Raw genomic sequence first — 22,566 nt, 5'->3', positions numbered from 1 at the left:
TCAGCCTTTGATTATCGAACTGACCTCCCAGTTTAGTCCGCAAAACAAACAGATAAAATGATTCCTATTTCGTAGAGCAAACACAGAGGCAGCGCCAACATAATTTGAGAAAAAACATCCGGTGGTGTAAGCAACATACCTACTATAAAAGCACTTACAACAACATACGGTCTGATGTGTTTTAATGTCATTACGGCGATGATTTTTAAGCGTACGAGTACAAAACAAATTAAAGGTACCTGAAAACAAAAACCAAATGTCATCAGCATCCCAGTGATAAAATCCAATGCATGGCCCATATCGGGCATGTAGCGCACTCCTTTAGGTAAGGAATGAGCAAAAAAATGAAACATGAAGGGCAAAACCAAGTAAAAACAAAATAAAACGCCAACTAGAAAAAGGCTGAGACTCAATATGAGCGCAGTGCGTAAAATAGTTTGTTCCTTTTTATAAAGTCCTGGGCTAATAAAACGCCAGAATTGAAATAAGGCAAAAGGAGCGCTTAATAACATGGCGGCATCCGACGCGAGTTTCAATGGAGTAAACACAGGCGATGTCACTTGAGTGGCAATGATGCTTTCCTGGGTGGATAGTGTGTCAAGTAACGGGCTAATCACGGCTTGAAACAAATGATTGGCTAGGAAAAAGAAAATGAAAAATAAAGCGATAAACCAAATTAGGGTTTGTAGTCCTCGACGGCGCAATTCGAATAGGTGACTTAAGAGGGTATGATTCATCGCTAGTTAGGGATTTTTGGATCCCGCGACCACGTCGCGGGATCTAGGAATAAGAGCGATCCCTTCAATCAAGGACCGTAGTTTTAAACATGAGTAACTTCTTGATTTTTACGCCAATTTTCTCGGGTCTAATTTCTCTTAATCGATTGAACTGATCAACAAATACTACGGTTGGAACTAAGTTTGCACAATCCTCTTCTAACACCTGAGTAAAAGAGGCGATAATTATTAAATCTCCAGGGGTGACTAAATGTGCAGCCGCACCATTAACACAAATTTCAGTTGATCCGGGTTTGCCCGTGATTGCATAAGTTTCAAAACGAGTTCCTGCGGTAATGTTCCAGACATTTACTGCTTCATAAGGTAAAATATTTGCGGCTTTAAGAAGTTCCGGAGAAATTGTGATACTTCCCTCATAGTCCAAATCAGCTTCTGTCACGCAAGCACGATGGATTTTTGATTTTAACATTTTTCTATAAGACATAATAATTCCAGCCTTGTTCATAATGGACGAATTTTACACCATATAGGGAAGCTTACGCCATACAAATTTATCAACTCAATAAAGGTAAATATCTATTTTTGAAACTTATTAATGAGTGTTCCCATTTTATCGGACTACTTTTTAAGATAGAGGCGCGATATAATTCCTTTTTACTCTTTGGAGATGAATTAAAGTGAAGCATAGTCCGCGTAAGCGGTTTGGACAGAATTTTCTCCAGAACCAACATATTATTAACCGTATTTTGCATGCGATAAACCCCCAAGCACAGGATAATATGCTTGAGATCGGCCCTGGCTTGGGGGCGCTGACTCAGTCATTGTTGCGCTACCTAAATCACCTAACCGCTGTTGAAATTGATACTGATTTGCAAAAATATTTGACCGAATTATCAAGTGCTGCTGATAAATTGCATTTGATTTCTGCTGATGCATTAACACTTGATTACAATCAATTTGGCCCCAAATTACGAGTAGTGGGTAATTTGCCTTATAATATTTCCACTCCATTGCTCATCCATTTATTGCAGTTCACTTCCTCTATAGAAGACATGCATTTTATGTTACAAAAAGAGGTCGTCGAACGGATGGCAGCCCAACCCGGATGCAAAGCTTATGGACGCTTAACTGTGATGTTACAGTACCATTGTACGGTGGAACATTTATTTGATGTTCCTCCCGAAGCTTTTGAGCCTAAACCTAAGGTAGATTCTGCAGTGGTTCGTCTTGTTCCCCATCGTATTTCACCTTTTGAGACGATTCCTGTAGCGCGATTGGAGTATCTGGTGGCTCATGCGTTTGCGATGCGACGTAAGACACTGAATAATAACTTGAAAGGTTTAATAACCGCAGAGCAATTACATGCTTTGGGCATTGATGGAAGTAGAAGACCAGAACAAATTTCTATCTCGGAATATGTTCAACTAGCGAAATTTATTTCCAATTAGTGTAAAATTAACTATTGAGGACTCATTTTTTTAGGTCGGAGTTACTAAATTATTATGGAGATGGCTTTGTTTCAACGTCAACGTAAAGGTTCCTTGTCCTCGCAAGGCAAATCTTTGAAAGATTTAACACGCATGGTGAATGCCAACATTTTTTTATCGGAAGAGAGAAGGCAGACATTACTCAAAAAGATGAGAGTTTTGTCCGGCTTGGAAACGTCACGATATGATAGTTTATGCAGCACTCTTGTCGATAATCTTGTTCATTACTGCCAAAATCTGCCTGAGACGACACACAGCTATTATTCACAGCCTGGTGGCTTAGTCGATCATGCATTAAATCGTACTGAAGCAGCACTTAGCTTATTTCAAGAATTTATGTTACTCGATCAGCCTGGTGCGATGTCCGAAGAGCAAAAACTTTGGCAATATGCACTTTATTCCGCAGCTTTATTGCAAGGTATCGGTAAGTTATATGCCGATTATCGAATTGGGATTTATGATACAAACGGCCAATTTTTAAAAGAATGGAATCCATTGCTTGAGAATTTGACAAGTACTGGGGTTTATTATTTTTATGAATTTCAAAAAGAATCGGAAGTTGAGCTGCGTCGCCGACTTAATTTACTGATGGCTAGGACATTAATGCCAGTCAGTGGTTTTAACTGGATTGCTTCTAGCCCTGAAGTTTTAGCAGTGTGGTTGGCTTTATTAAATGAAGACGAGCGTTCAGCGGGTACTCTAGGTGCGATATTAATTCATGCCGAAGCAATTGCAATTCAACGTTATTTGCTTGAGTTTATGGGACGAACTGTTTCAGCTCAAGGTGGAGGGCGTTATCGTGCCGCTACCTTTTCTGGTGGTCAGCCAGAATCCATCCTGGAAAAAGAGCAGGCAATAGGAATGGAGTTCATCAAATGGATGATTAAATCTTTAGATGAAGGCCGCATTATGATTAATAAAGCACCTTTATTTATGGTGCCTGGTGGTATGTTGATGTGTCCTGAAATATATCAATTATTTGTGCGAGAACATCCTGAATATAAAAATTGGCAGGCTGCAAAAAATGGATTTTTATCTTTAGCACTCCACAGCCGTGCTGCTGATGGGGGTGTAATAAGCCGATATGAAGCCAAAGGAAAAATAGAGTCAGGTACCGTCTTTTCTAAATATGCGCTTGCGCTACCAGCCTCAGTTAAAGTACAAAATATGAATACTGGGAAAGTTGAGAGCATGTCGGCTACGGAATTGATTCATAAAGCTCAATTCAACAGTCAATTTACACTACAAAATAGTGGTCTGGTAACTTCATTGCAGAAATTAAATGCGACTGGAAAATGGCAAGTTGTGGAAAATGATAATAATGCGTTAAGGCCAGGAGCAAAAAACGGTGCCTGATTATGCAATCGGTGATGTACAAGGCTGTTACAAGCCTTTGCAAAAGTTGCTGGAATTAATCGAATTTGATGAAAAAACGGATCGCTTATGGTTTGTTGGTGATCTCGTAAATCGTGGTCCGGAATCGCTGGCGGTTCTACGCTTTGTTCGTTCCCTGCCTCTTACGCCAAGAATCACATTAGGAAATCACGATCTGCATTTATTAGCCTCATTATTCGGAGGAAGACCTTGGCGCGAGCATGATGATACCTTACAAGAGGTGATGCATGCTGCAGATAGCGAGGAGCTAGGGCATTGGTTAAGAAAGCAATCTATTTTACACTATTCACCAGAACTGAAAGTCGTAATGTGTCACGCAGGGATAGCTCCCTTATGGGATCTAACCCAAGCAATGCAATTGGCCAAAGAGCTTGAAGACGTTCTTGCTGGGGATCATTTTCGTGATTTTCTAGCACGTCTCTATGGTAGTAAACCGGATCTCTGGTCTGATGATTTAACTGGAATAGAGAGGCTACGAGCAATAACAAATTATTTTACGCGGATGCGTTTTTGCGATGCAAATGGTCGGTTAGAGTTAGGCTATAAGGGGACTCTTGCGCAAGCGCCAGCAAATCTTTATCCTTGGTATGACGTACCGAGTCGCAAAGAAATCGAGTGCGATATTGTTTTTGGGCATTGGGCGGCTTTAATGGGAAAATGCCCTAATCCTAAAATTCATGCCATAGATACTGGATGTCTCTGGGGAGGACAACTAACCGCATTACGTTTGCAGGATAGGCAGCGATTTGCAGTGTGGAACAAAAAATGATCTTAAAAAAAGGAGCACTGCTTTTTTTGTTTATTTCCATGTTTACGCGCCAGATTTGGTCCATCCCTGCTGTGGAAAATTCATCAATAAAAGAAGCGGAAGAGCGGTTGCAAAAAGCAATAGAAAATCCTGAGTTTATGTTAAAACACTGGATAGAGTTACCTACATCGCCTGCTTCGCGTAATAAGACCATTCATCAATTGAGTTTACGAGAGGCTATTTTATTGGCTTTACGCTATAACCCTAATATTCAAAATGTCGAGCTTGATCGTATTGTCCAGCGCTATCAATTGCGTTTAGCGTATAATGAGTTTGAGCTTCAATACGCTATAGGTGCTTCAGGTGCAGTTCAGAAGAGCACTTATTCTGGTGTTGGCTCCAGCACAAATCGTACACTTCTAGCCTCCCCAGAATTTAATTTGAATACGAAGTTGGGTACCTCAGCAAAGCTAGGAATTGATAATAATCTGAATGGAAACAACAGCTATAATCCGGTATTAAATTTTTCGTTAACACAACCTTTATTGCGGGGTTTTGGTAAAGCCGTAAATGAAGCGGCGCTTTTAAATGCTGAAGATACTGAATGGTTGAATAAATTAAATTTAAAGCAATCGGTAGCCGATCAAGTAACCCAGGTAATTATGGCTTATCGGATGCTGATTCTCAGTGGTAATAACTTACAAAATCAGCGTTTACAATTAAAAGAAGCCCAAAAATCTTATGAAATCAATGAAAAGAAAATAAAGGCAGGGCAATTAGAGCCTACAGGTAATATTCAACAATCGTATCAAATTGAATCGTTAAGTTTGATGGTTGAGCAAGCGGAAAATGATTTTCAGACCGCATCACAAGATTTGTTACAGACCATAGGGCTTGATCCAGAAATGCATATATCAGTACCTAGTGATGTGGTATTAGATAAACTTACCGTTCCTGATTTAAAACAATCGATTGAGTACGCATTAAATAATAATACTCAGTATTTAGCCTATAAAGTTGCCTTGCGTGCTGATGAGCGTGCTTATAAAGTTGCTAAAAATCAGCAGTTATGGCAATTAGATTTAGGGGGAAACATACAAAGTGGCGTTGTGAATGATGTCACCGGGAATGCCGGGGGCGTGCGCGGTATTTATGATGGTAATAATGTGACAGAAACAGCGCGTTTGACCTTAACCGTACCGTTACATGACCTCAAGCGACGCAGTCAATTAATTAGTGCAAAAGTTCGTTTGGAAAAAGATCGCCTAGCATTGCTTGCTGCTAAAAGAGCGTTAATAACTACTATTACCAACATCATCAATAATCTCAATAGCTTAGCCAAACGGTATCAGTTGGCACAAAAGCAAGTGAACTTGGCAGAACAGTCTTATGCTCTCGAAAAGAAAAAACAACAAGCGGGTATTTCCAGCGCGTTGGATGTAAACAACACGCAAAATCAATTAATTCAAGCACAAGCAGGATTAATCAATGCAAAAATTGCTTATTTGAATCAAATATCAAATCTGCAAAAAACTCTTGGAACAACACTGGAGCATTGGCAAATTAAATTAAGGTATGGTGGATGAATAGGTATCTCAATCAATTAAAAAGTATAGTCGTCTTAGGGATATGCTTATTTTTGGCTTCATGTGGACAACATCAGGAACAAAAAAAGACAACGGTTGTTTTACATGAATATAAAGTTGAGGAACGTCCTATTCATAAGGCATTACATTTTACTGGAACCGTTCAGCCCTTGCATGAAAGTACTCTAAGTAGTCCAATCGAGGCAGTGGTTGAAACCATGAACTTTCATTATGGGCAAATAGTTAAAAAAGGAGATGTAATTGTTACCTTAAATTCAACGGAATTACAAAGACAATTTAATGATACATTAACCGAGTACTTAAAGGCCAAAGACAGTTATACTATTGCTAAAGCAAAATTTGTGGGAACCCAGGATTTATGGGATTCAGGGCTACTATCCAAAAATAATTATTTGAGTGAAAAATCAAATGTGGATACGAGTCGGGTTACTCTGATGCAATCCACGCGTAAACTGACAGAAATGTTGGAAAAATTAGATGAAAATCGCTCACAAAATATATCTTCTTTAAGTTTAGCGGACTTCGATAGACTAAAAAATATTCTGGCTTCCAACCATAATTTGATTCATTTAAAAGCACCAAATGATGGTGTACTGCTCTATCCTCCTAAAGCAGGAGAAGATAAGAGTGTGCGGGTCTCGGTAGGTGCCTCAGTGAAATCAGGGCAGGTAATTGGATTAATTGGTGATTTGTCGGGAATCAGTATTGAAATTGATGTTCCTGAAATCGATATTACCCAGGTACAGGCAGGTATGAATGCAACAGTCAGAGGGGTTGCTTTTGGTAAATATCAATTACAAGGAAAGTTGGTTGCTGTGAATGCACAAGCGTCTAATAATAATGGGCTTCCATTTTTCACTGCCGTGGTTGAAGTACGAAAATTAAGCGCAGAGCAACAAAAATGGATTAAAGTAGGCATGAGTGCTTCCATAGAATTAAGTGTGGATAATGGGAAGCAGTTAGTGATACCTATTGCTGCGATCAAACGTGAAAAAGGACAAAATATAGTTCAAGTTAAAAATGAAACAGGTTCTATTGAAAAACGTATCATTACAACAGGTGCAGCCCAAGCAGATTCAGTACTTATTGAAACAGGTCTAAAGTCCGGAGATGTGGTGGTTTATGAGTAATGTCGCATCTGATCTATGTGAAAAAACTAGGGTACAGGGAGGAAGTAAAGATAGGAACAGAAAAAAACAGCCTTTAATGATACTCACTGATATTGTAAAAACCTATCATCTTGAGGGAATTAGTTCCACGATTTTAAAAGAAGTATCCCTTAATGTTTATGAAGGCGATCTTCTTGCCATTGTAGGTGCTTCTGGTTCAGGTAAATCCACGTTGATGAATATTATGGGCTTATTAGATAAAGCGGATAGCGGCACTTATTTATTAAACAACCACAATGTGGCCGCCTTAACTGATGATCAAACGGCGGAATTGCGGAATCAAAATATAGGATTTGTTTTTCAACAATTTAATTTGCTACCGCGATTTAGTGCCAAGCAAAATGTCGCTTTGCCTTTAATTTATCGTGGTGTTCATGCAGCTGAAATCGAAGAAAGGGTCCTTGCAGCTCTTGACTGTGTGGGTATGTACCAATATGCGAGGCACCGGCCTACACAATTATCAGGGGGACAGCAGCAACGTGTTGCTATAGCGCGTGCTTTAGTCACGGAGCCCCAAGTAATTTTAGCAGATGAACCCACAGGCGCACTTGATTCACGAACAGGCAATGATGTGATGAATTTGTTTTTATCCCTACATGAGCAAGGCCGGAGTATCATCATGATTACTCATGATGAGCAAATCGCTGCACTTTGCCAGCGAAGGATTACACTTGTGGATGGTGTGGTAGCAACGGAGACAGTGTGATGAAATTTTCTGGGCATTGTCAACAAGCATTAGTCAACTTGACTGCTGCTAAATTACGTTCTTTTTTGGCTGTTTTAGGTATTTTAGTCGGTACTGCTGCAGTGGTCGCTTTGATTAGTTGTGGTCAATTAGCTACAGAAAAAGCTTTAGCACAATTTAAAGCATTAGGGACGGATTTGCTCTCAGTTGCTGTTTATTCAAAGACTGTAGGTAAAGGCAATCAAGAATCAGTTTCTATAGCGCAATGGGAGCAACTCTCCGAGCGCATCCCTTATATAATGGATATGGCACCTTATAGTACTGCATACCAGTCCCTAAGTTATCAAGGGAAATCAATGCAAGGAGCAGTAATTGGGGCCAATGAGCATTTGGCTAAAATTGTTAACATCAAGCTGGCTGCAGGTCACTTTGTTTCTTTCGTTGATTCTTATGAACACTACTGCGTTATTGGGGGGAATTTAGCGCGACAAATAAGAGAAATTAGTTTTGATGAGCCCATAGGCAAGCAATTAAGAATAGGACAATCTTTATATACTATCATCGGAATAGCTGAGCCCTGGAAAGAAAATGGTTTTTTTAATGAAGACATCAATCAGGCGGTCATTGTGCCCTTGGTCGGTATTAATCTAATCAGCAAAGATGCCAAAGTGAATAATGTGATTTTGAAATTAAGGCCCGATAGTCCTATTGATGAGGTTATTGAAGAAATAAAACAAATTATTAGTTCTGCAGCACCTAAATTAAATGTGTTTACCCGTAGTCCCAAACAAATCATTGCCAGCATGGAAAGCCAAGGGCAGATTTTTACCTTATTGCTTGCTGTAATCGGCGGTATCTCGCTTTTAGTTGGCGGTATTGGCGTGATGAATGTAATGTTGGTTTCAGTCAGTGAACGTAAAAAAGAGATTGGTATCCGTAAAGCTGTTGGTGCTAAAAATAGCGAGATTCAAGCGCTATTCTTAGTTGAGTCTGTCATGCTTTCTCTAGTGGGAGGCGTACTGGGTGTTTTGTTAGGTTTAATTGTTACTCGTATTTTAGCCTATTTCAGTGGCTGGAATTTTTCGATCTATTTTCTTCCTCCTGTAGCAGGCTTTTTGGTATCTGCTGCAACAGGGATTTTCTTTGGTTTTTATCCGGCACGTCGCGCGGCAAAACTGGCTCCAGTAATTTCTTTGCGCAGTGATTGAGCATAAATACGCTATAGTGACGATTATGTGATTGCCTAAGGGAGCTCGTCACTTTACGTAAAATAAGAAGGTGTACCTGACTGCATTAACTGCCTCGCCAGGTAGAGCGGTTTAAGACAGAGAATGATGATAAGTTGCCGTTATATCCCGTCCATCATAGGGCTTTTGATACTCTGAGGTAAAAAGAAAAGATTCCTATTCACTTCTTTTCTGAGAGAAGAAGGTTTTGGTTGTTTGTGTAAGAGGTATTCTTTGGTTGCTTTATGAGACTGCTCCCAAACACAAGCCACATCTTCAAAACCACCAAGGGTGTAAGGACCGACATAAAGTGTTTGGGCATGCATTTGGTTTTTATCCAATTCCAGACGAAGCTCCCAAGGCAGAGTGGACATATAATCTTTCCAAACTTTAGTTTCCAAAATATCTACATCCGTAACCCCGGGTACTTTCATGAGTTCTGCCTTTAATTGCTTGATTTTTTCTGGGGTAAAAACAAAGTCTGTCCTAGTATTTTGTTGACTAAGTTTTAAATTAATATATGCAGTGCACAAGCGTCCATCTTGCGGATTGTCACGATTGTCTCTCGTAGTGATTAATGCCAAATGTTCTAATCCAGCTGCAGTAAGACCTTCGTATTCATAATAGTGATTCGCTGGATAGCCATGCAATTTCACCACGGCGACAGGATATTGATACCAACTAAGATTATCGACACATTTTTGCTCTGTTTCTGTCAGTTTCATTCCTAATGAGGGCCAATGCAAAGGTGAAATTGCAAGAACTAAGGAGTTTGCACTGATGCTTTGCAGTCCATCATCTGATTCAAAAATAACAGTAATGCCTTTATCATTTCTTATAATCGATTGGATGCTCGAGTTATAGCTAATATTAAAATCAGCAGCTGTGGCTTCCATTAACTCTTGGAAGCCATTTTTAACGCCGCGTAGGCCTTGCATCCCAAAGAGTTTGGGAATGATCAGATCAGGTAGTGTCATAGTGCCGTAGTATTCAAGAACTGCGTAGGCCGGGCATTCCTCCATAAGACCATAGCCAAAAGCAGGAACAAAGAGATAAGAAAATTCATTTATTTTTTCCAGATTAAATTTTTTGGCAAAGTCTCTGAAAGCAATTTTATAATCTTCAGGGAGGTCCAGATGTTTGTCTCTTAGTTGCTGGTATCTTTTCGCATGTTGGGCAAAAACCAAGATTTCATTAGCAAATTTTACCCCCCAAAATCCTTTCTCTAGAAGACTCATTTGGCTTAAATTTTTATCAAAAGGGACAGTACTTAGATCCGAGGGTAATACTTGCTCCCAAGCTAATCGTTTTTCTTGCATCTTATCAATGACCTTACCATAATTTGGTGCGATTAAAGCAGCGCCCCATTCGGTTTTATTGTTTTTATCTAAGGGATCGGTAAAAGTATGGCACTTACCTCCGGCTTGAGCTTCTTTTTCCAGAATAAATACTGATTTTTCATGCTTTTTTAAAACATTAGCAGCGGATAAACCGGAGGGACCTGCGCCTATGATAATTGTGTCTACCTTGTTTAATATTTTCATTTATTACTCCTTAAATAGTTGCTAAAAAAGTTTAAGGAGGAGCTATTGCCATGTAAAATATAGAATTTTTATAGGGGCTATAAATAAAATTTATACCTGAGGTCAACCTGAAGGCGCTTCTGGGACACGAAGCATGGCACTGAAACAAAAGGATTAATTAATGTTACCTTCTGCAAGTGATTTAATTTATTTCTACGAAGTTGCTAAAGAATCAAATTTTAGTAGGGCCGCTAAAAAATTACATATAAGCCAACCCTCATTGAGTTTTTCCATAAAAAGACTCGAACAATTACTGAATACGAATTTATTTATTCGTCATACACAAGGCGTTACTTTAACGCGAGCAGGGAATAAATTATTCGAGAATTTTGAGAATTTGTTAACGCAATGGAATTCACTAACTACAACGATTAAAGAAACGAATCAGCACATTAAGGGAAAGGTAACTATAGGTTGTTATTCTACACTTTGCTCTTACATGTCGAAAATGAGCTCTGACTTGTTGTTGCAATATCCAGAGCTTGAAATTCATTTCAAACATGGGCTATCGGCTGACATTATGCAACACCTAATCGAAGGCAATGTCGATCTAGGTATTATGACAGATCCTTATCCGCATGCTCAGGTCGTCATTCGTAAGATTGCCGAGACGGAATTTGCCTTTTGGTCGTCTTGTAAACAAAATAAAGAAGTTGATTTATATTCTGATGAGTTGTTAATTTTAGCAGACTTAAAAATTCCCATAGTGCATGATCTATTGAGCGAATTGCAGAAATTACGCCAACATAGACCAGCTCCGCGTATTTGTAATGTGGATCAAATTGAAGCATTGGCAGCGATGGCAATCAATAATTATGGAGCTGCTATTTTACCGAACTGCTATATTGAGCTTCATTTCAAGGATCAATTTAAAAAAATTGAAAACACACCAACTTATGTTAAGCCTTTATGTTTGGTGTACAGGCCTGATGTGAAGCAAATTGCTGCAGTGAAAGTTGTTTTAAAGGCAATAGACGATTTGCTCCAATCAAATAAGGTAAAATCAACTGCCGCAATGTCTTGAAGTGCTCCGGGTTTTGTTTTCTCTATTGCACCGAATGTATAAGTACCTTAAGATGAAAAAATTCTTTGATCATAAAATGGACTTGAACTATGTTAAAAAAATTTTTAGAAATAAGTGTGTTAACTGCTAGTCTTTGCTCCTTAGGTTATGCAGATACGCCACCTACTTCTTCAACTGATTCACTTCCTTCAAGTTATATGCCAGTGGATATTCATGAGAGCTTTCAAAGTATTTTGCAGCGCATGACTAGTGCGAAACAAGGAGTGGATGATCGTCAGCAAGAATTATTAAAACAGCGCTATGATTTGAGTAATACCCCCTCTCAAACGGTAAAAATGTCTAATGGAAAACCTGTGCAGGAAGGGGTGCGGGTCAAACTGCCTGAAAGTGTCACCTGGGAGCAGTTGGCAAAAATGAGTCCTGAAGAAATTAAAGCGAAAGGCCTTTTTCCTCAGGGATTCTTGCCTTTGCCTCATCCCAATCATCCAGAAGGTGGAATGTTATTTCCTAAATTTGTTATTGACGAAATTAAAAAACAGGAAGATCGAGATTTAACTCGGTTTGATCTGGATTTTGATATCCCAGATCATTTTTTACCTCCATACCCCGCCCCTATTTATTTAACTACCAGGCCTGATCTGGGTGATGTGTCCAAAGGCAAAGTGGTTACTATTGAAAATTATTACGAGTTATTCAACGGGTTATTAAATCCGAAGCAATTAGAGGGATTACGTTTATTAGTCACACCTTTTATGCAGCAGCAATTTAACCAAACAGAAGATCGACGTACAGTGAAGCCCAGTCGAGGAGTCGCCTGCTTTGATTGCCATGCTAATGGCCATACTAACAAAGCCACCCATTTAGTGGGTGATATTAGACCTCAGGAATTTCGTCATCGCATCAATACACCAACTTTACGTGGAGTCAATATCCAGCGATTATTTGGCTCGCAACGTGCCTTGAAGACAGTAGAAGATTTTACCGAATTTGAACAAAGAGCTGCTTATTTTGATGGTGATCCTGTTATTGCAACCAAAAAAGGAGTCAATATTCTTGAACGTGGCAGCCAGGTTCATTTCATGGCGGAATTCCAGGAAATCTTGGATTTTCCTCCCGCCCCTAAATTAAATTGGGAAGGGAAGCTGGATCCGGCTAAAGCGACACCAGCAGAATTACGCGGCCAGGAACTCTTTTTTGGTAAGGCAAAATGCTCCAGTTGCCATACACCGCCTTATTATACTGACAATACCATGCATAATTTACAAACAGAGAAATTTTATCAACCACAAACAATTAATGGTATGAGAGCCGTTGGTGATGGGCCTATAAAAACATTCCCTTTGAGAGGAATTAAAGATTCTCCTCCTTATTTACATGATGGACGTTTGCTCACTTTAGCGGATACCGTAGAGTTTTTTAATTTGGTTTTACAATTACAATTAACAAAAGATGAGAAAACTGATTTAGTTACTTTTATGGAAGCGCTTTAATAGTCACTGTATACTCTTATTAGAGTGCCGTAAATTTTAGAGGTTAATGGATTCCCGCTTGGTGTTGTCATGCTCACTTTGACTAATCCCCGGGGGATCCAATGTTTTAATTCAGTGCTCCTGAACGCCGAGGTTCAGCTAACGAACGTAAAAGAGTAAGGTTAAACCCGACTTTTAGGGATGTGTGAACCATTTGGTGCCTTGTGCGGAATACATAGAAAAATAAAGCCGTAGATTGAGTTGCGCTCCAACATGAAGCAATGCATTAATAAAAGCAAAATAAAACACAAAGGTAACAGAAAAAATTAGGGGGATGAAGTATGAAAAAATGGGGACTTGCTGCAATAGTATATGTTCTAGTACACCATGTTGCCTTTGCACAACAAAATTGGAATCAATGGGTTGCTGGAGTTAGAGCAGAAGCCTTACAACAAGGGATTTCACCAGAAACCTTTGATGAAGCATTTGCAAATATCCATGAACCAAGCCATCAAATTAAAGGGCTGTTGCACTCGCAACCGGAACATCGATTAACGTTTATTAAATACCGTAATACACGCGTAGACAGCTATAGAATTGCTATTGGTCGTAAAGAATACAAGCGTAATCAAGCAGTCTTGGATGCAGTAGCTAAGCAATATGGGGTTAACCCATGTTTTATTGTTTCTTTTTGGGGCATGGAAACAAGTTATGGCACTTATATGGGAAATTTCCCTGTAATTAAGGCATTAGCAACCCTGGCTTATGACTCGAATCGCAAAGAGTTTTTCCGTAAAGAGTTATTTATTGCCTTACGAATTCTTAATGAAGGTCATGTGGATTTGGCTGATTTCAAGGGTGAGTGGGCTGGTGCTTCAGGGCAGCCGCAATTCTTACCTTCAAGTTGGGTAAAATATGCTGTTGATTATGATGGTGATGGACGCAAAGATATATGGAGGAGCAAACCCGATGTTTTTGCTTCAATCGCGAATTACATGAAACAAAATGGTTGGCAAACTGGAGAGCCTTGGGCTATCCAAGTCAAGTTACCTCCCAAATTTAATATGGCGATGACCGGTAAAACAATTGTAAAACCTGTAAGTGAATGGAATGCCGCAGGGGTTCGAACAGAAGATGGTCAGCCCTTACCCTACCAAAATTTACAAGCAAGTATTGTTCAACCATTGGGCGGCCCAACATTTTTAGCTTTTCCCAATTACAAGATGATTTTGCACTATAATAATTCTATCTATTATGCTGGAGCTGTAGGATATCTAGCAGATAAAATTTGCCAGGGACAACAAAGAAGGTAATCCACTATGGACAGTTATCTTGATAAGACAGCCAGTTTAACTCCTTTAGCGAAAAGAGTCATTTGTGAAAAAGCTACTGAGTATCCTCATACCGGCGCCTATAATGCTCTAGTAACTCAGGGGACTTATTTATGCAGGCGCTGTGGTTTAGCTTTATTTCGCGGATCGAGTCAATTCAGTTCGGGATGTGGTTGGCCAAGTTTTGATGATAATGTTGTCCATGCAGTAAAACAGATCCCTGATCGTGATGGACAGCGTATGGAAATACTTTGCTCACGATGTGATGCTCATTTAGGTCATGTCTTTACCGGGGAATATTTCACTCAAAAAAATTTGCGCCATTGTGTTAATTCAGTTTCTATTGATTTTGTCGCTGATAGTCAGGTCCTAGACACAGAGGAGGCCATTTTAGCTGGTGGATGTTTCTGGGGGGTTGATCATTTTTTGAAAAAAATTTCTGGGGTACTTAGAGTCGAGGTAGGTTATATCGGAGGGGTTACTTTGGAGCCCAGTTATGAACAGGTGTGTCAAGGTAATACTGGGCATTATGAAGCGGTGCGTGTTATTTTTGATAGAGACAAAACAGATTATCATCATGTTTTAAAAAGATTTTTTGAAATTCATGATCCAACGCAAAAATCCGGTCAAGGCCCTGATATAGGGCAACAATATCAAAGTGCCGTTTTTTATTACACCCAAGAACAGTTAGACGAAGCAGAGCTATTAATCCAAATGCTGCAAAAAAATGGATATCAAGTTGCTACGCATCTTTTTCCAGTACAAACATTTTGGCCTGCAGAAGAGTATCATCAAGATTATTATGCGAAACATCATAAAGCACCTTATTGTCATCAGCCAGTAAATCGATTTGATTAGTTTTTTTGGTGTGTCAGGGGATGAAAAATGGAATTTACTTTTCGAATTGCTACAAAAAAAGATAAAGAAAAAATTGCTTTCCTAGTCGAAAAACTGGCGGAATATGAACGAAAAAAATCTGGAACAATGAGTTTAACTCTAGATAAAATCGAAGCGCATGGCTTTGGCAAAACCAGATATTTTTATATCTTGCTCGCTGAATATAAGAAAGAACCTGCAGGTTATGCCTTATATTTTTTCTCTTATTCTGCTCCAGAAGCGGCACCTGTTCTTTATGTAGAAGATTTATTTGTAAATGAAAAATTTCAAAATCATGGTTTGGGCACTTCTTTATTGTCCTATCTTGCTCGCTTAGCGATCGAGAAACATTGTTGTCGCATGGAAGGGCATGCATTTACTTGGAATAAAAATCCATTCAATTTTATGAGTTTTTAGGTGCACATCCACGCACAGATCTATTGCAATTTCGGTTGACAGGTGACTGTTTAGAGCAATTGGCGGCTGGAAAGCTTGGCTAACCCTAGAAAAAGCAGTAGAACCTAACTTTTTATGGAAGAACAGAAGCTGAAGCAGCCTTTACCATTTTAACGCTGAAAAGATGCTTCGGTTGTTTTATTGAAAACAAAAAAGGGATAAACTATGATTAAATAATCAACACAATTTTTAATTGCAAGGAATTACCATGCCTTCGTTAAAACCAAACGGCATTGTTCCATTCCAAGTTGATTTTAAAAAAAATGGAATTGATGTTTCATCTAAAGAGCAAGCGATTATAATCTTAGATGAAGTAGCTAAGTTACATGCTCATGGGGCAAAAACGGTTGGAATTACGTATTCTGCTAATCAATCGCAAACTGATAAAATTTTAGATACTTATAGAAAAGGTGATTGGCAAACAGGCACAATAGGATCGAATCAAGCATCTGTAATCTTTGAAATTGAAAAGTTATTAACGGAAACTAAATATCAACATTTACAAGGCGTATATAGGACGATTCCCATTACCACAATGAAGTACAGCAATGGGCGAGCGATGACGGCGGATGATCCTTCCGTACAGAAAAGTATTGAGCATGCCTCTGAATTTATGGCTAATGGAGGCATGCTATTAGGATGGAGAAATCAAAGCACTCCCCAGGGACATTTGGCCATTGGGGGTGGGGTGGCTGCTAATGTGCAAACATTAGATCAAAAGCACATAATTAATAAGTGGGTACAAAGTCATTTATTGCAATGACCTACTTCGACATAAATAATATCTGGAGATACTATGGAAGAACAGCATGAAAAACCCAAAGAAGATCCCAAAAAAGATCCGCAACAAATTGCACTAACAGCTCCTACAACAACAGTAGTAACTCCTCAACTGGACGGTTTAACAAGCGATAAAGATGAAGAGGAAGAGCAAGCAAAAAAGAAACAAAGTGTAATGGTGCAGAGCGCGGATATGGAGAGGCTTTTAAAAGACTATAAAAAGTTTTGTCAAAAGCAAGAACCTCCAATCAAGATAAATGAGGATCAACTAAAACCTGATGATGAGGGCCGAGTAACTTTCGATTTCAAAACTCCAGAGCAGATGACAGATTTCTTTAAACAACAAGCTGCAGATGGAAATCGTTTTGTAATGGTTGATGCAGAAACGAATAAGGTTCTCGCTTACTCAAACGGAGATGGAAAACTTTATAGACCTGGACTTGGAAAAGATAAAGAGCCTGAAGAGATTACTGGAAAGTCTTTGATGCCTACTAAAGAGCAATTGAAAGATCTTCCTGATCATAAAGGTTTTGAAATGCCCGAGCCCAAGAGTCCAACATTAGAGAATAAATAGTTTTTCAAGAAAAGTCTATTCGGTTTGAGGTTGAACAAAAAAGTAGATCCCAAGAGAAAGCTATCAGCGCTCTTCTTTTTTATACTGCTCATCAGCCTCTTTAGCTTTACGCTGATTTTCGTGTAATTGCATTTCATTAAGTTGCTGTTGCCATAAGGCAGCAGCTTGAACTTTCAATTGATTCATTTTTCTTAGCAATAATCCCAAATGTGTTGCGAGCATAGGTAGCTTTTTAGGGCCAAATACAATTAGGGCAACAATCAATATGACTAAGACTTCGCCACTCATAAGGATTTGTCATCCTCTTTGGGTGTTTGAGGTTGATCGTCGTTCAGTGCTTTACGAAAATTGCGAATGGCTTCTCCAAGATCAGAACCTATGGTTTTTAATTTGGAAGTACCAAAAAGAATAATAACAATTACTAAGATTAATAATAAAGAAAGAGGGCTGATACCACTTAGTCCCATTTTTAATTCCTCATGCTACGGTTAAGAAGAACAAACAATCCTGTAATAGCGGCTCCTATAAAAGCTAGAGGAGCGAGCTGTCTTTGTGCAATTAGATTCCAATAATCAAGCAGACCCATAAGAAGGAAAGAAATACTTGCTCCAGTGGCAATGCTTTTCCAATGTAATGCCGCTTTTTCCTCTTCCCGTTTTGTATGGCTTAAAACTTTCTTATCTGTGATTAGCTCTTCTCGTTTTAGTTCAAGAAAATCAAAGACTAACTTTGGCATATTAGGCAATTGTTCGGCAAAAAAGGGTAAGTTTTGTTTTAATTGGGTGAAAAAAGCCTTGGGTCCGATTTGCTCTTTTACCCATTTTTCAAGAAAGGGTTTTGCTGTAGTCCATAAATCAAGTTCAGGGTAAAGTTGGCGTCCCAGACCTTCTATAGCCAACAATGTTTTTTGCAATAAAACGAGTTGGGGCTGTACTTCCATATGAAAACGCCGCGCCACTTGAAAAAGGCGCAAAACTACTTGTGCAAATGAAATATCTTTTAGAGGTCTTTCAAAAATAGGTTCGCACACCGTACGAATAGCGCTTTCAAATTCATCGACTCGAGTATCGCGGGCAACCCAACCTGATTCCACGTGCAATTGAGCAACGCGACGGTAATCCCGATTAAAGAAAGCCAAAAGATTTTCAGCTAAATAGCGTTTGTCATTGTCATTTAATGTCCCCATAATGCCAAAATCAATACAGATATATTGAGGATCTTGAGGATTGTTATAGGAAACAAAAATATTTCCGGGGTGCATGTCTGCATGAAAAAAACAATCGCGAAATACTTGCGTGAAAAAAATCTCTACGCCACGTTCAGCCAATTTTTTTATATCAATGCTGTGTGCTTGCAAGCTGCTTATGTCTGATACAGGGATACCATGAATTCGTTCGAGGACCATTACGTTAGAGCGCGAATAATCCCAGTATACTTCAGGGATATACAAAATAGGGGAACGATCAAAATTACGTCTTAGTTGAGCGGCATTAGCTGCTTCTCTTTGTAAATCGAGCTCATCAAGTAAAGTATGTTCAAATTCAGCGACAATTTCTTTAGGTTTTAGACGTCTAATTTCAGGCCAATACCGATCTGCCCATTTGGCTATAGTGTGCATAATACTTAAGTCGTTTTCAATAACACGGCGCATATTGGGTCTTAGCACTTTGACGATGACCTCTTCACCTGTTTTCAATTTTGCAGCATGCACTTGCGCCATCGAGGCTGATGCTAAAGGGATGGGATCAAATTCAGCAAAAACTTCATAAGGAGATAAACCATAGGCTTTCTCAATAATTGCCATTGCTTTTTCACTGGGGAATGGAGGAACCTTATCTTGTAATTTACTGAGCTCAATGGCGATATCTATGGGTAAAATATCAGGACGGGTGGAAAGTGCCTGACCAAATTTAATGAAAATAGGACCGAGTGCTTCTAATGAAATACGCAGGGCTTCTCCATGTGTTAAATGCTCTTTACGAAACCAGTTCCAGGGATTTAAATAAACCATGAAGCGAAGCGGAGCAAATAATCTTAAGGACACGACGACATTATCTAGTCCGTTTTTTGCCAGAATATAATTAATATGAATAAGACGAATGAGCTTTTTAATGGATTTCATAGTGATTTATTAGTTGATTGACATGGGCTTGTAAGCGTTCAACACTTAAGGAGAGTTCATCAATCTCTGCAAAAAAATCTTCCAGTTCATATTTTGAAGGCACAACACGTAACTCTTCTTGTAAGTACTCGGCCATATTTTGGCGTACGGACTCATCAAATTGCTTTTTGAATTGGAGCCCCTTGCGAAAAAAAGAACCAATTTGATGTGCCACCACATCACCGGTGAAATGAGCGAGGTGTCCCTCCCAATCAATGTCCATTTCATCGAATAATTTTTTAATATGCTGTCCTAATTCAGTGTCTCCGGTGATGCGAATTTTATCATTAAATAAAGAGCGGGCTTTAGATGCTGGTAATAAACTAAGTCGGATTAAACCTAGGGGGCTGCTGTGGATGACGGTATCTGCTTCTTTATCATAATGATCAAGTAAGATGATTTCACGATTTTCAAACAAAATGAAAAAATTAACGTTTAATGGACTAATGACCATTTCAAGACATTTTTTGTCCAGTGCTTGCAATTTAGCAGGCATGTCCTCATCCAGCTGGACTGCTTTATTTATGGCTTTTTGAAGGGCTTTTAAAGAATATTTTTTTAGCATAATCAACTCAATATTTATAGGCAATGTGCAAGGCAACTATGCCGCCGCTTAGATTGTCATAATGACAGTCTTCAAATCCTGCATGTTCAATCATTTTTTGAGTTCCATCTGATTTGGATGCATGCGTATGGATTCAGCAAGATATTGGTAACTGGCTTCATCTTGCGCAAAAAATTTCCCTATTTTAGGTAAAATATGGAACGAATACCAGTCATAAATTGGCTTTAAACCAGGGAGTGTCGGTGTGGAGAACTCAAGAATCATGACTTTTCCTCCAGGTTTACAGACACGATATATCGAGCGTAGTGCTTCTTCTTTATCAGTCACATTGCGTAAACCAAAGCCCATAGTAATACAATGAAAACTGTTGTCAGCAAAAGGCAAACATTGGGCATTACCTTGTACATAGTCAATATTTTTATATAAGCCTTCGTCTAACAGACGATCACGACCTACATTGAGCATGGCTGAATTAATGTCTGCAAGAATGACACGACCTGTGTCACCAACTTTTTTGCACAATAACCGAGTTAAATCACCGCTACCACCTGCTAAATCTAAAACAAATTGCCCTGGGCGAACGTGACTAAGTTCGGCGGTGTAGCGTTTCCAAAAATGATGAATGCCAAAAGACATTAAATCATTCATTAAGTCATAGTTTTTTGCCACAGAATGAAAAACTTCCGCTACCTTTTTTTCTTTTTCATCCCAAGAGACAGTAGTGTATCCGAAGTGGGTATTTTTTTCTTGATCAGCCATATACAGGTTTGCCATTAAAAACTTCATATTAACTTATTTTAGGCAAGATACCCAGTCTTACCTCCTCGATTCAGGATGCCGCTCAAATGAATAAAATGGATAATCTTTCTAAATATAGCAAACATTAAAAATTTTTATTGCAAAACAATAATAAATTATTATAATTCATGATTAATGCTATCGTAAGGAGTTTTCCATGAATAAAATAAAAAGCACAAGTTACTTGCTCCATTTGTTTTTTAGATCATTGTGCTGGTTTATTCCTTTAACCACAACTTTTTTGATTTTAGTTAAATTTGATTGGATGTGTCATTTAGGCGGTTGGTCTACAGTTATTTCACCTGAGCGCATTTATGATTTGAAACATTTTTCTTTTGCTCATCGCTGCATTTTATTAGTAATTGAAGGATTGCCTCTCACAGTTACGATTTTAATTTGTTACAAGCTTGCTAAATTATTTAAACTTTTCGAACAAGGGCATCTATTTGAGGAGGACAATATCAAATTAATTAAACAGGTAAGTATTTACATGATATTAGGAGAGTTAGTTCAACTCATTTATCAACCGCTCATCACTGCAGCACTTACATTTAATAATCCCGCAGGTGAGCGATTTGCAAGCATTACTTTGAAATCAGCGAATCTATCTACTCTAATCACCGCGTTTATCATTTTAGTTGCATCATGGATAATTCAAGAAGCGCATCAATTAAAGTCAGAAACACAATTAACAATTTAAGGAATATTCCCGTGTCAATTATTGTTAACTTAGATGTAATGATGGCAAAACGTAAATGCAGGCTCAAAGAGTTGTCTGAGGCAATAGGAATAACTGAAGCCAACTTATCTATTTTAAAAAATGGTAAAGCCAAAGCGATACGGTTTGCTACATTGGAGGCAATTTGTGCTTACCTTAGTTGTCAACCTGGAGACATTCTTGAATACCAAATGAAGCGGCAAGATGAATAAAAAACAAAGGCCCCTTATTGGCCTATATCTTATACACGCTCACCATTTTGGGTAAATGTACCAGGATGAAATCACCCTCAAAAAAACGTGTATGGCTTTCTATGCTGTACTAAGTCTATGAAATTGATAATGAATCTGAGATACAGTAAATTGATTTTTGGAGGATTTTTGTTCTTCTATAGCACTTTCTCTAGTGCTATAGAAGAATCAAATCAAAAAATTCCATATCCTTGTGCTGAAGGAACTATTCTTACTTATTTTAAGCGTCCCATAGTTGCCACTAGTGCGTGTCCAGTACCTTATGGACGAGTTACCCTGGAGGGCGGTGTTCAATACAATGATTTTATCAATCGAGGAGAACAATGGGGATGGCCTCAGTCTAAAATACGTATTGGCCTTGCTTGGGAAGTGAGCTAAGTATTTTATTTCCCAGCAAAAAAGCTAATCCGAATTTGAATCTTTCGGGTCATTCAACGACTCAATTGGCATTAAAACATGAACTTATTTACACCAAACATTGGAATATCGCTACCAGAGCAGTTTATATTCCAGCTTCTGGAGACGAGCACTATGGTACAGCAACAGATGGTTACTGGCTCAATGGCATTTTAGCATTCAGACATAAAAGTGTTAATACGACCGCTATGATAGGTTTTTCGAGATTTAGCACTTCTAAAGAAGATGGAGGTGCGGGCTTTAATAGTTTTAGTCCTGATGTCTTAATTGGCTGGTTTGCACCAAATTGGTTAGAGTTGTATGCTGAAGTTTATGGTCAAAAACGCACAGGCCCGAATCGAGGGCCTGGACATAATTTGGATGCTGGTGTTATATTTTTAATCAACAAAAGCACCACATTTGATGTGGGGATAGACAAACGCTTAGCGGGTGCTCTTGGGAATTTTAATACTTATTACGATAGTGGTATCAGTTTTATGTTTTAAAATAAGAGCTGATCAAACGATTGG

General features: G+C 38.8%; 25 protein-coding genes and 1 pseudogene. 18 read left to right on the top strand and 8 right to left on the bottom strand.

The annotated features are described in order from the left end of the window. Window positions 1-32 precede the first annotated feature (32 nt). Window positions 33-737 (bottom strand): twin-arginine translocase subunit TatC, encoded by a 705-nt coding sequence (tatC, locus tag EL220_RS17900; protein WP_027270398.1) that lies wholly within the window; start codon window positions 735-737, stop codon window positions 33-35. 64 nt (window positions 738-801) lie between these two features. Beyond that, on the bottom strand, window positions 802-1,221 hold the full coding sequence (gene panD, locus EL220_RS17895) for an aspartate 1-decarboxylase (RefSeq protein ID WP_128130963.1): 420 nt from the start codon (window positions 1,219-1,221) through the stop codon (window positions 802-804). A gap of 193 nt (window positions 1,222-1,414) precedes the next feature. On the opposite strand from panD, the gene rsmA reads away from it, so the two are divergent. The 7 genes from rsmA (at window position 1,415) to EL220_RS17860 (ending at window position 9,036) form a co-directional block, all read left to right on the top strand. Continuing rightward, window positions 1,415-2,185 (top strand): 16S rRNA (adenine(1518)-N(6)/adenine(1519)-N(6))-dimethyltransferase RsmA, encoded by a 771-nt coding sequence (gene rsmA / locus EL220_RS17890; protein ID WP_027270400.1) that lies wholly within the window; start codon window positions 1,415-1,417, stop codon window positions 2,183-2,185. 54 nt (window positions 2,186-2,239) lie between these two features. Beyond that, window positions 2,240-3,580 carry a conjugal transfer nickase/helicase domain-containing protein gene (locus EL220_RS17885; protein ID WP_035905830.1) on the top strand — a complete coding sequence of 447 codons (1,341 nt, stop codon included), beginning with the start codon at window positions 2,240-2,242 and terminating at the stop codon, window positions 3,578-3,580. Beyond that, entirely contained in the window at window positions 3,573-4,388 is an 816-nt protein-coding gene (locus tag EL220_RS17880; protein WP_027270402.1) for a symmetrical bis(5'-nucleosyl)-tetraphosphatase, read from the top strand. The genes EL220_RS17885 and EL220_RS17880 overlap by 8 nt, the downstream gene beginning before the upstream one ends. Window positions 4,389-4,426: 38 nt before the next feature. Further along, on the top strand, window positions 4,427-5,953 hold the full coding sequence (locus tag EL220_RS17875) for a TolC family protein (protein ID WP_232002764.1): 1,527 nt from the start codon (window positions 4,427-4,429) through the stop codon (window positions 5,951-5,953). After that, on the top strand, window positions 5,950-7,104 hold the full coding sequence (locus EL220_RS17870; RefSeq protein ID WP_027270404.1) for an efflux RND transporter periplasmic adaptor subunit: 1,155 nt from the start codon (window positions 5,950-5,952) through the stop codon (window positions 7,102-7,104). Before EL220_RS17875 ends, EL220_RS17870 begins: the two co-directional genes overlap by 4 nt. A 76-nt stretch (window positions 7,105-7,180) precedes the next feature. After that, entirely contained in the window at window positions 7,181-7,849 is a 669-nt protein-coding gene (locus EL220_RS17865) for an ABC transporter ATP-binding protein (protein WP_027270405.1), read from the top strand. Beyond that, window positions 7,849-9,036 (top strand): ABC transporter permease, encoded by a 1,188-nt coding sequence (locus tag EL220_RS17860; protein WP_027270406.1) that lies wholly within the window; start codon window positions 7,849-7,851, stop codon window positions 9,034-9,036. The genes EL220_RS17865 and EL220_RS17860 overlap by 1 nt, the downstream gene beginning before the upstream one ends. 140 nt (window positions 9,037-9,176) lie before the next feature. On the opposite strand, the gene EL220_RS17855 is transcribed toward EL220_RS17860, so the two are convergent. Then, the gene (locus tag EL220_RS17855) at window positions 9,177-10,598 is read right to left on the bottom strand and encodes an NAD(P)-binding protein (protein WP_232002547.1); all 1,422 of its coding nucleotides are present in this window, start codon (window positions 10,596-10,598) and stop codon (window positions 9,177-9,179) included. Between the two features lie 160 nt (window positions 10,599-10,758). Between EL220_RS17855 and EL220_RS17850 the strand changes: the two genes are divergently transcribed. The 7 genes from EL220_RS17850 to EL220_RS17820 all read left to right on the top strand — a co-directional run bounded on the left by EL220_RS17850 (window position 10,759) and on the right by EL220_RS17820 (window position 17,147). Next, entirely contained in the window at window positions 10,759-11,661 is a 903-nt protein-coding gene (locus EL220_RS17850; protein ID WP_027270408.1) for a LysR family transcriptional regulator, read from the top strand. Between the two features lie 89 nt (window positions 11,662-11,750). Next, on the top strand, window positions 11,751-13,151 hold the full coding sequence (locus tag EL220_RS17845) for a cytochrome b6 (RefSeq protein WP_027270409.1): 1,401 nt from the start codon (window positions 11,751-11,753) through the stop codon (window positions 13,149-13,151). A gap of 320 nt (window positions 13,152-13,471) precedes the next feature. After that, window positions 13,472-14,443 (top strand): lytic murein transglycosylase, encoded by a 972-nt coding sequence (locus EL220_RS17840; RefSeq protein ID WP_027270410.1) that lies wholly within the window; start codon window positions 13,472-13,474, stop codon window positions 14,441-14,443. Between the two features lie 6 nt (window positions 14,444-14,449). After that, a complete protein-coding gene (locus EL220_RS17835; protein WP_027270411.1) occupies window positions 14,450-15,319 on the top strand; it encodes a bifunctional methionine sulfoxide reductase B/A protein in 870 nt (289 codons plus the stop codon). 27 nt (window positions 15,320-15,346) lie between these two features. After that, window positions 15,347-15,754 carry a GNAT family N-acetyltransferase gene (locus tag EL220_RS17830; protein WP_232002546.1) on the top strand — a complete coding sequence of 136 codons (408 nt, stop codon included), beginning with the start codon at window positions 15,347-15,349 and terminating at the stop codon, window positions 15,752-15,754. Between the two features lie 247 nt (window positions 15,755-16,001). Continuing rightward, window positions 16,002-16,556: a hypothetical protein gene (locus EL220_RS17825; protein ID WP_027270413.1), complete on the top strand. Its 555-nt coding sequence runs from the start codon at window positions 16,002-16,004 to the stop codon at window positions 16,554-16,556. Between the two features lie 33 nt (window positions 16,557-16,589). Further along, on the top strand, window positions 16,590-17,147 hold the full coding sequence (locus EL220_RS17820) for a hypothetical protein (RefSeq protein ID WP_027270414.1): 558 nt from the start codon (window positions 16,590-16,592) through the stop codon (window positions 17,145-17,147). A 63-nt stretch (window positions 17,148-17,210) separates the two neighbouring features. Here EL220_RS17820 and EL220_RS17815 read toward each other — a convergent pair whose 3' ends face one another. The 5 genes and pseudogenes from EL220_RS17815 to ubiE form a co-directional block, all read right to left on the bottom strand. After that, complete coding sequence (locus tag EL220_RS17815; protein WP_027270415.1) at window positions 17,211-17,435, bottom strand: Sec-independent protein translocase subunit TatA/TatB; 225 nt, start codon at window positions 17,433-17,435, stop codon at window positions 17,211-17,213. Further along, window positions 17,432-17,614, bottom strand: a complete 183-nt coding sequence (gene tatA / locus EL220_RS17810; RefSeq protein ID WP_027270416.1) for a twin-arginine translocase TatA/TatE family subunit — start codon at window positions 17,612-17,614, stop codon at window positions 17,432-17,434. The genes EL220_RS17815 and tatA overlap by 4 nt, the downstream gene beginning before the upstream one ends. 2 nt (window positions 17,615-17,616) lie before the next feature. Next, a complete protein-coding gene (gene ubiB / locus EL220_RS17805; protein WP_027270417.1) occupies window positions 17,617-19,269 on the bottom strand; it encodes a ubiquinone biosynthesis regulatory protein kinase UbiB in 1,653 nt (550 codons plus the stop codon). Beyond that, on the bottom strand, window positions 19,256-19,873 hold the full coding sequence (locus EL220_RS17800) for a ubiquinone biosynthesis accessory factor UbiJ (protein WP_027270418.1): 618 nt from the start codon (window positions 19,871-19,873) through the stop codon (window positions 19,256-19,258). The genes ubiB and EL220_RS17800 overlap by 14 nt, the downstream gene beginning before the upstream one ends. A gap of 7 nt (window positions 19,874-19,880) precedes the next feature. Continuing rightward, a pseudogene (gene ubiE / locus EL220_RS17795) lies at window positions 19,881-20,632 on the bottom strand (bifunctional demethylmenaquinone methyltransferase/2-methoxy-6-polyprenyl-1,4-benzoquinol methylase UbiE). A gap of 196 nt (window positions 20,633-20,828) precedes the next feature. Here ubiE and EL220_RS17790 point away from each other — a divergent pair. From EL220_RS17790 to EL220_RS17775, 4 genes are all read left to right on the top strand, one after another. Further along, a complete protein-coding gene (locus EL220_RS17790) occupies window positions 20,829-21,371 on the top strand; it encodes a DUF2975 domain-containing protein (protein ID WP_027270420.1) in 543 nt (180 codons plus the stop codon). Between the two features lie 11 nt (window positions 21,372-21,382). Beyond that, window positions 21,383-21,601 (top strand): helix-turn-helix domain-containing protein, encoded by a 219-nt coding sequence (locus EL220_RS17785; protein WP_027270421.1) that lies wholly within the window; start codon window positions 21,383-21,385, stop codon window positions 21,599-21,601. Between the two features lie 129 nt (window positions 21,602-21,730). After that, window positions 21,731-22,018 (top strand): hypothetical protein, encoded by a 288-nt coding sequence (locus EL220_RS17780; protein WP_027270422.1) that lies wholly within the window; start codon window positions 21,731-21,733, stop codon window positions 22,016-22,018. Then, the gene (locus tag EL220_RS17775; RefSeq protein WP_128130962.1) at window positions 22,003-22,542 is read left to right on the top strand and encodes a transporter; all 540 of its coding nucleotides are present in this window, start codon (window positions 22,003-22,005) and stop codon (window positions 22,540-22,542) included. Before EL220_RS17780 ends, EL220_RS17775 begins: the two co-directional genes overlap by 16 nt. The last annotated feature ends 24 nt before the right edge of the window (window positions 22,543-22,566 follow it).

It is taken from the genome of Legionella sainthelensi (assembly GCF_900637685.1).
In the GTDB taxonomy this organism is placed as follows: domain Bacteria; phylum Pseudomonadota; class Gammaproteobacteria; order Legionellales; family Legionellaceae; genus Legionella; species Legionella sainthelensi.
This window is presented reverse-complemented; position numbering and strand designations above follow the sequence as displayed.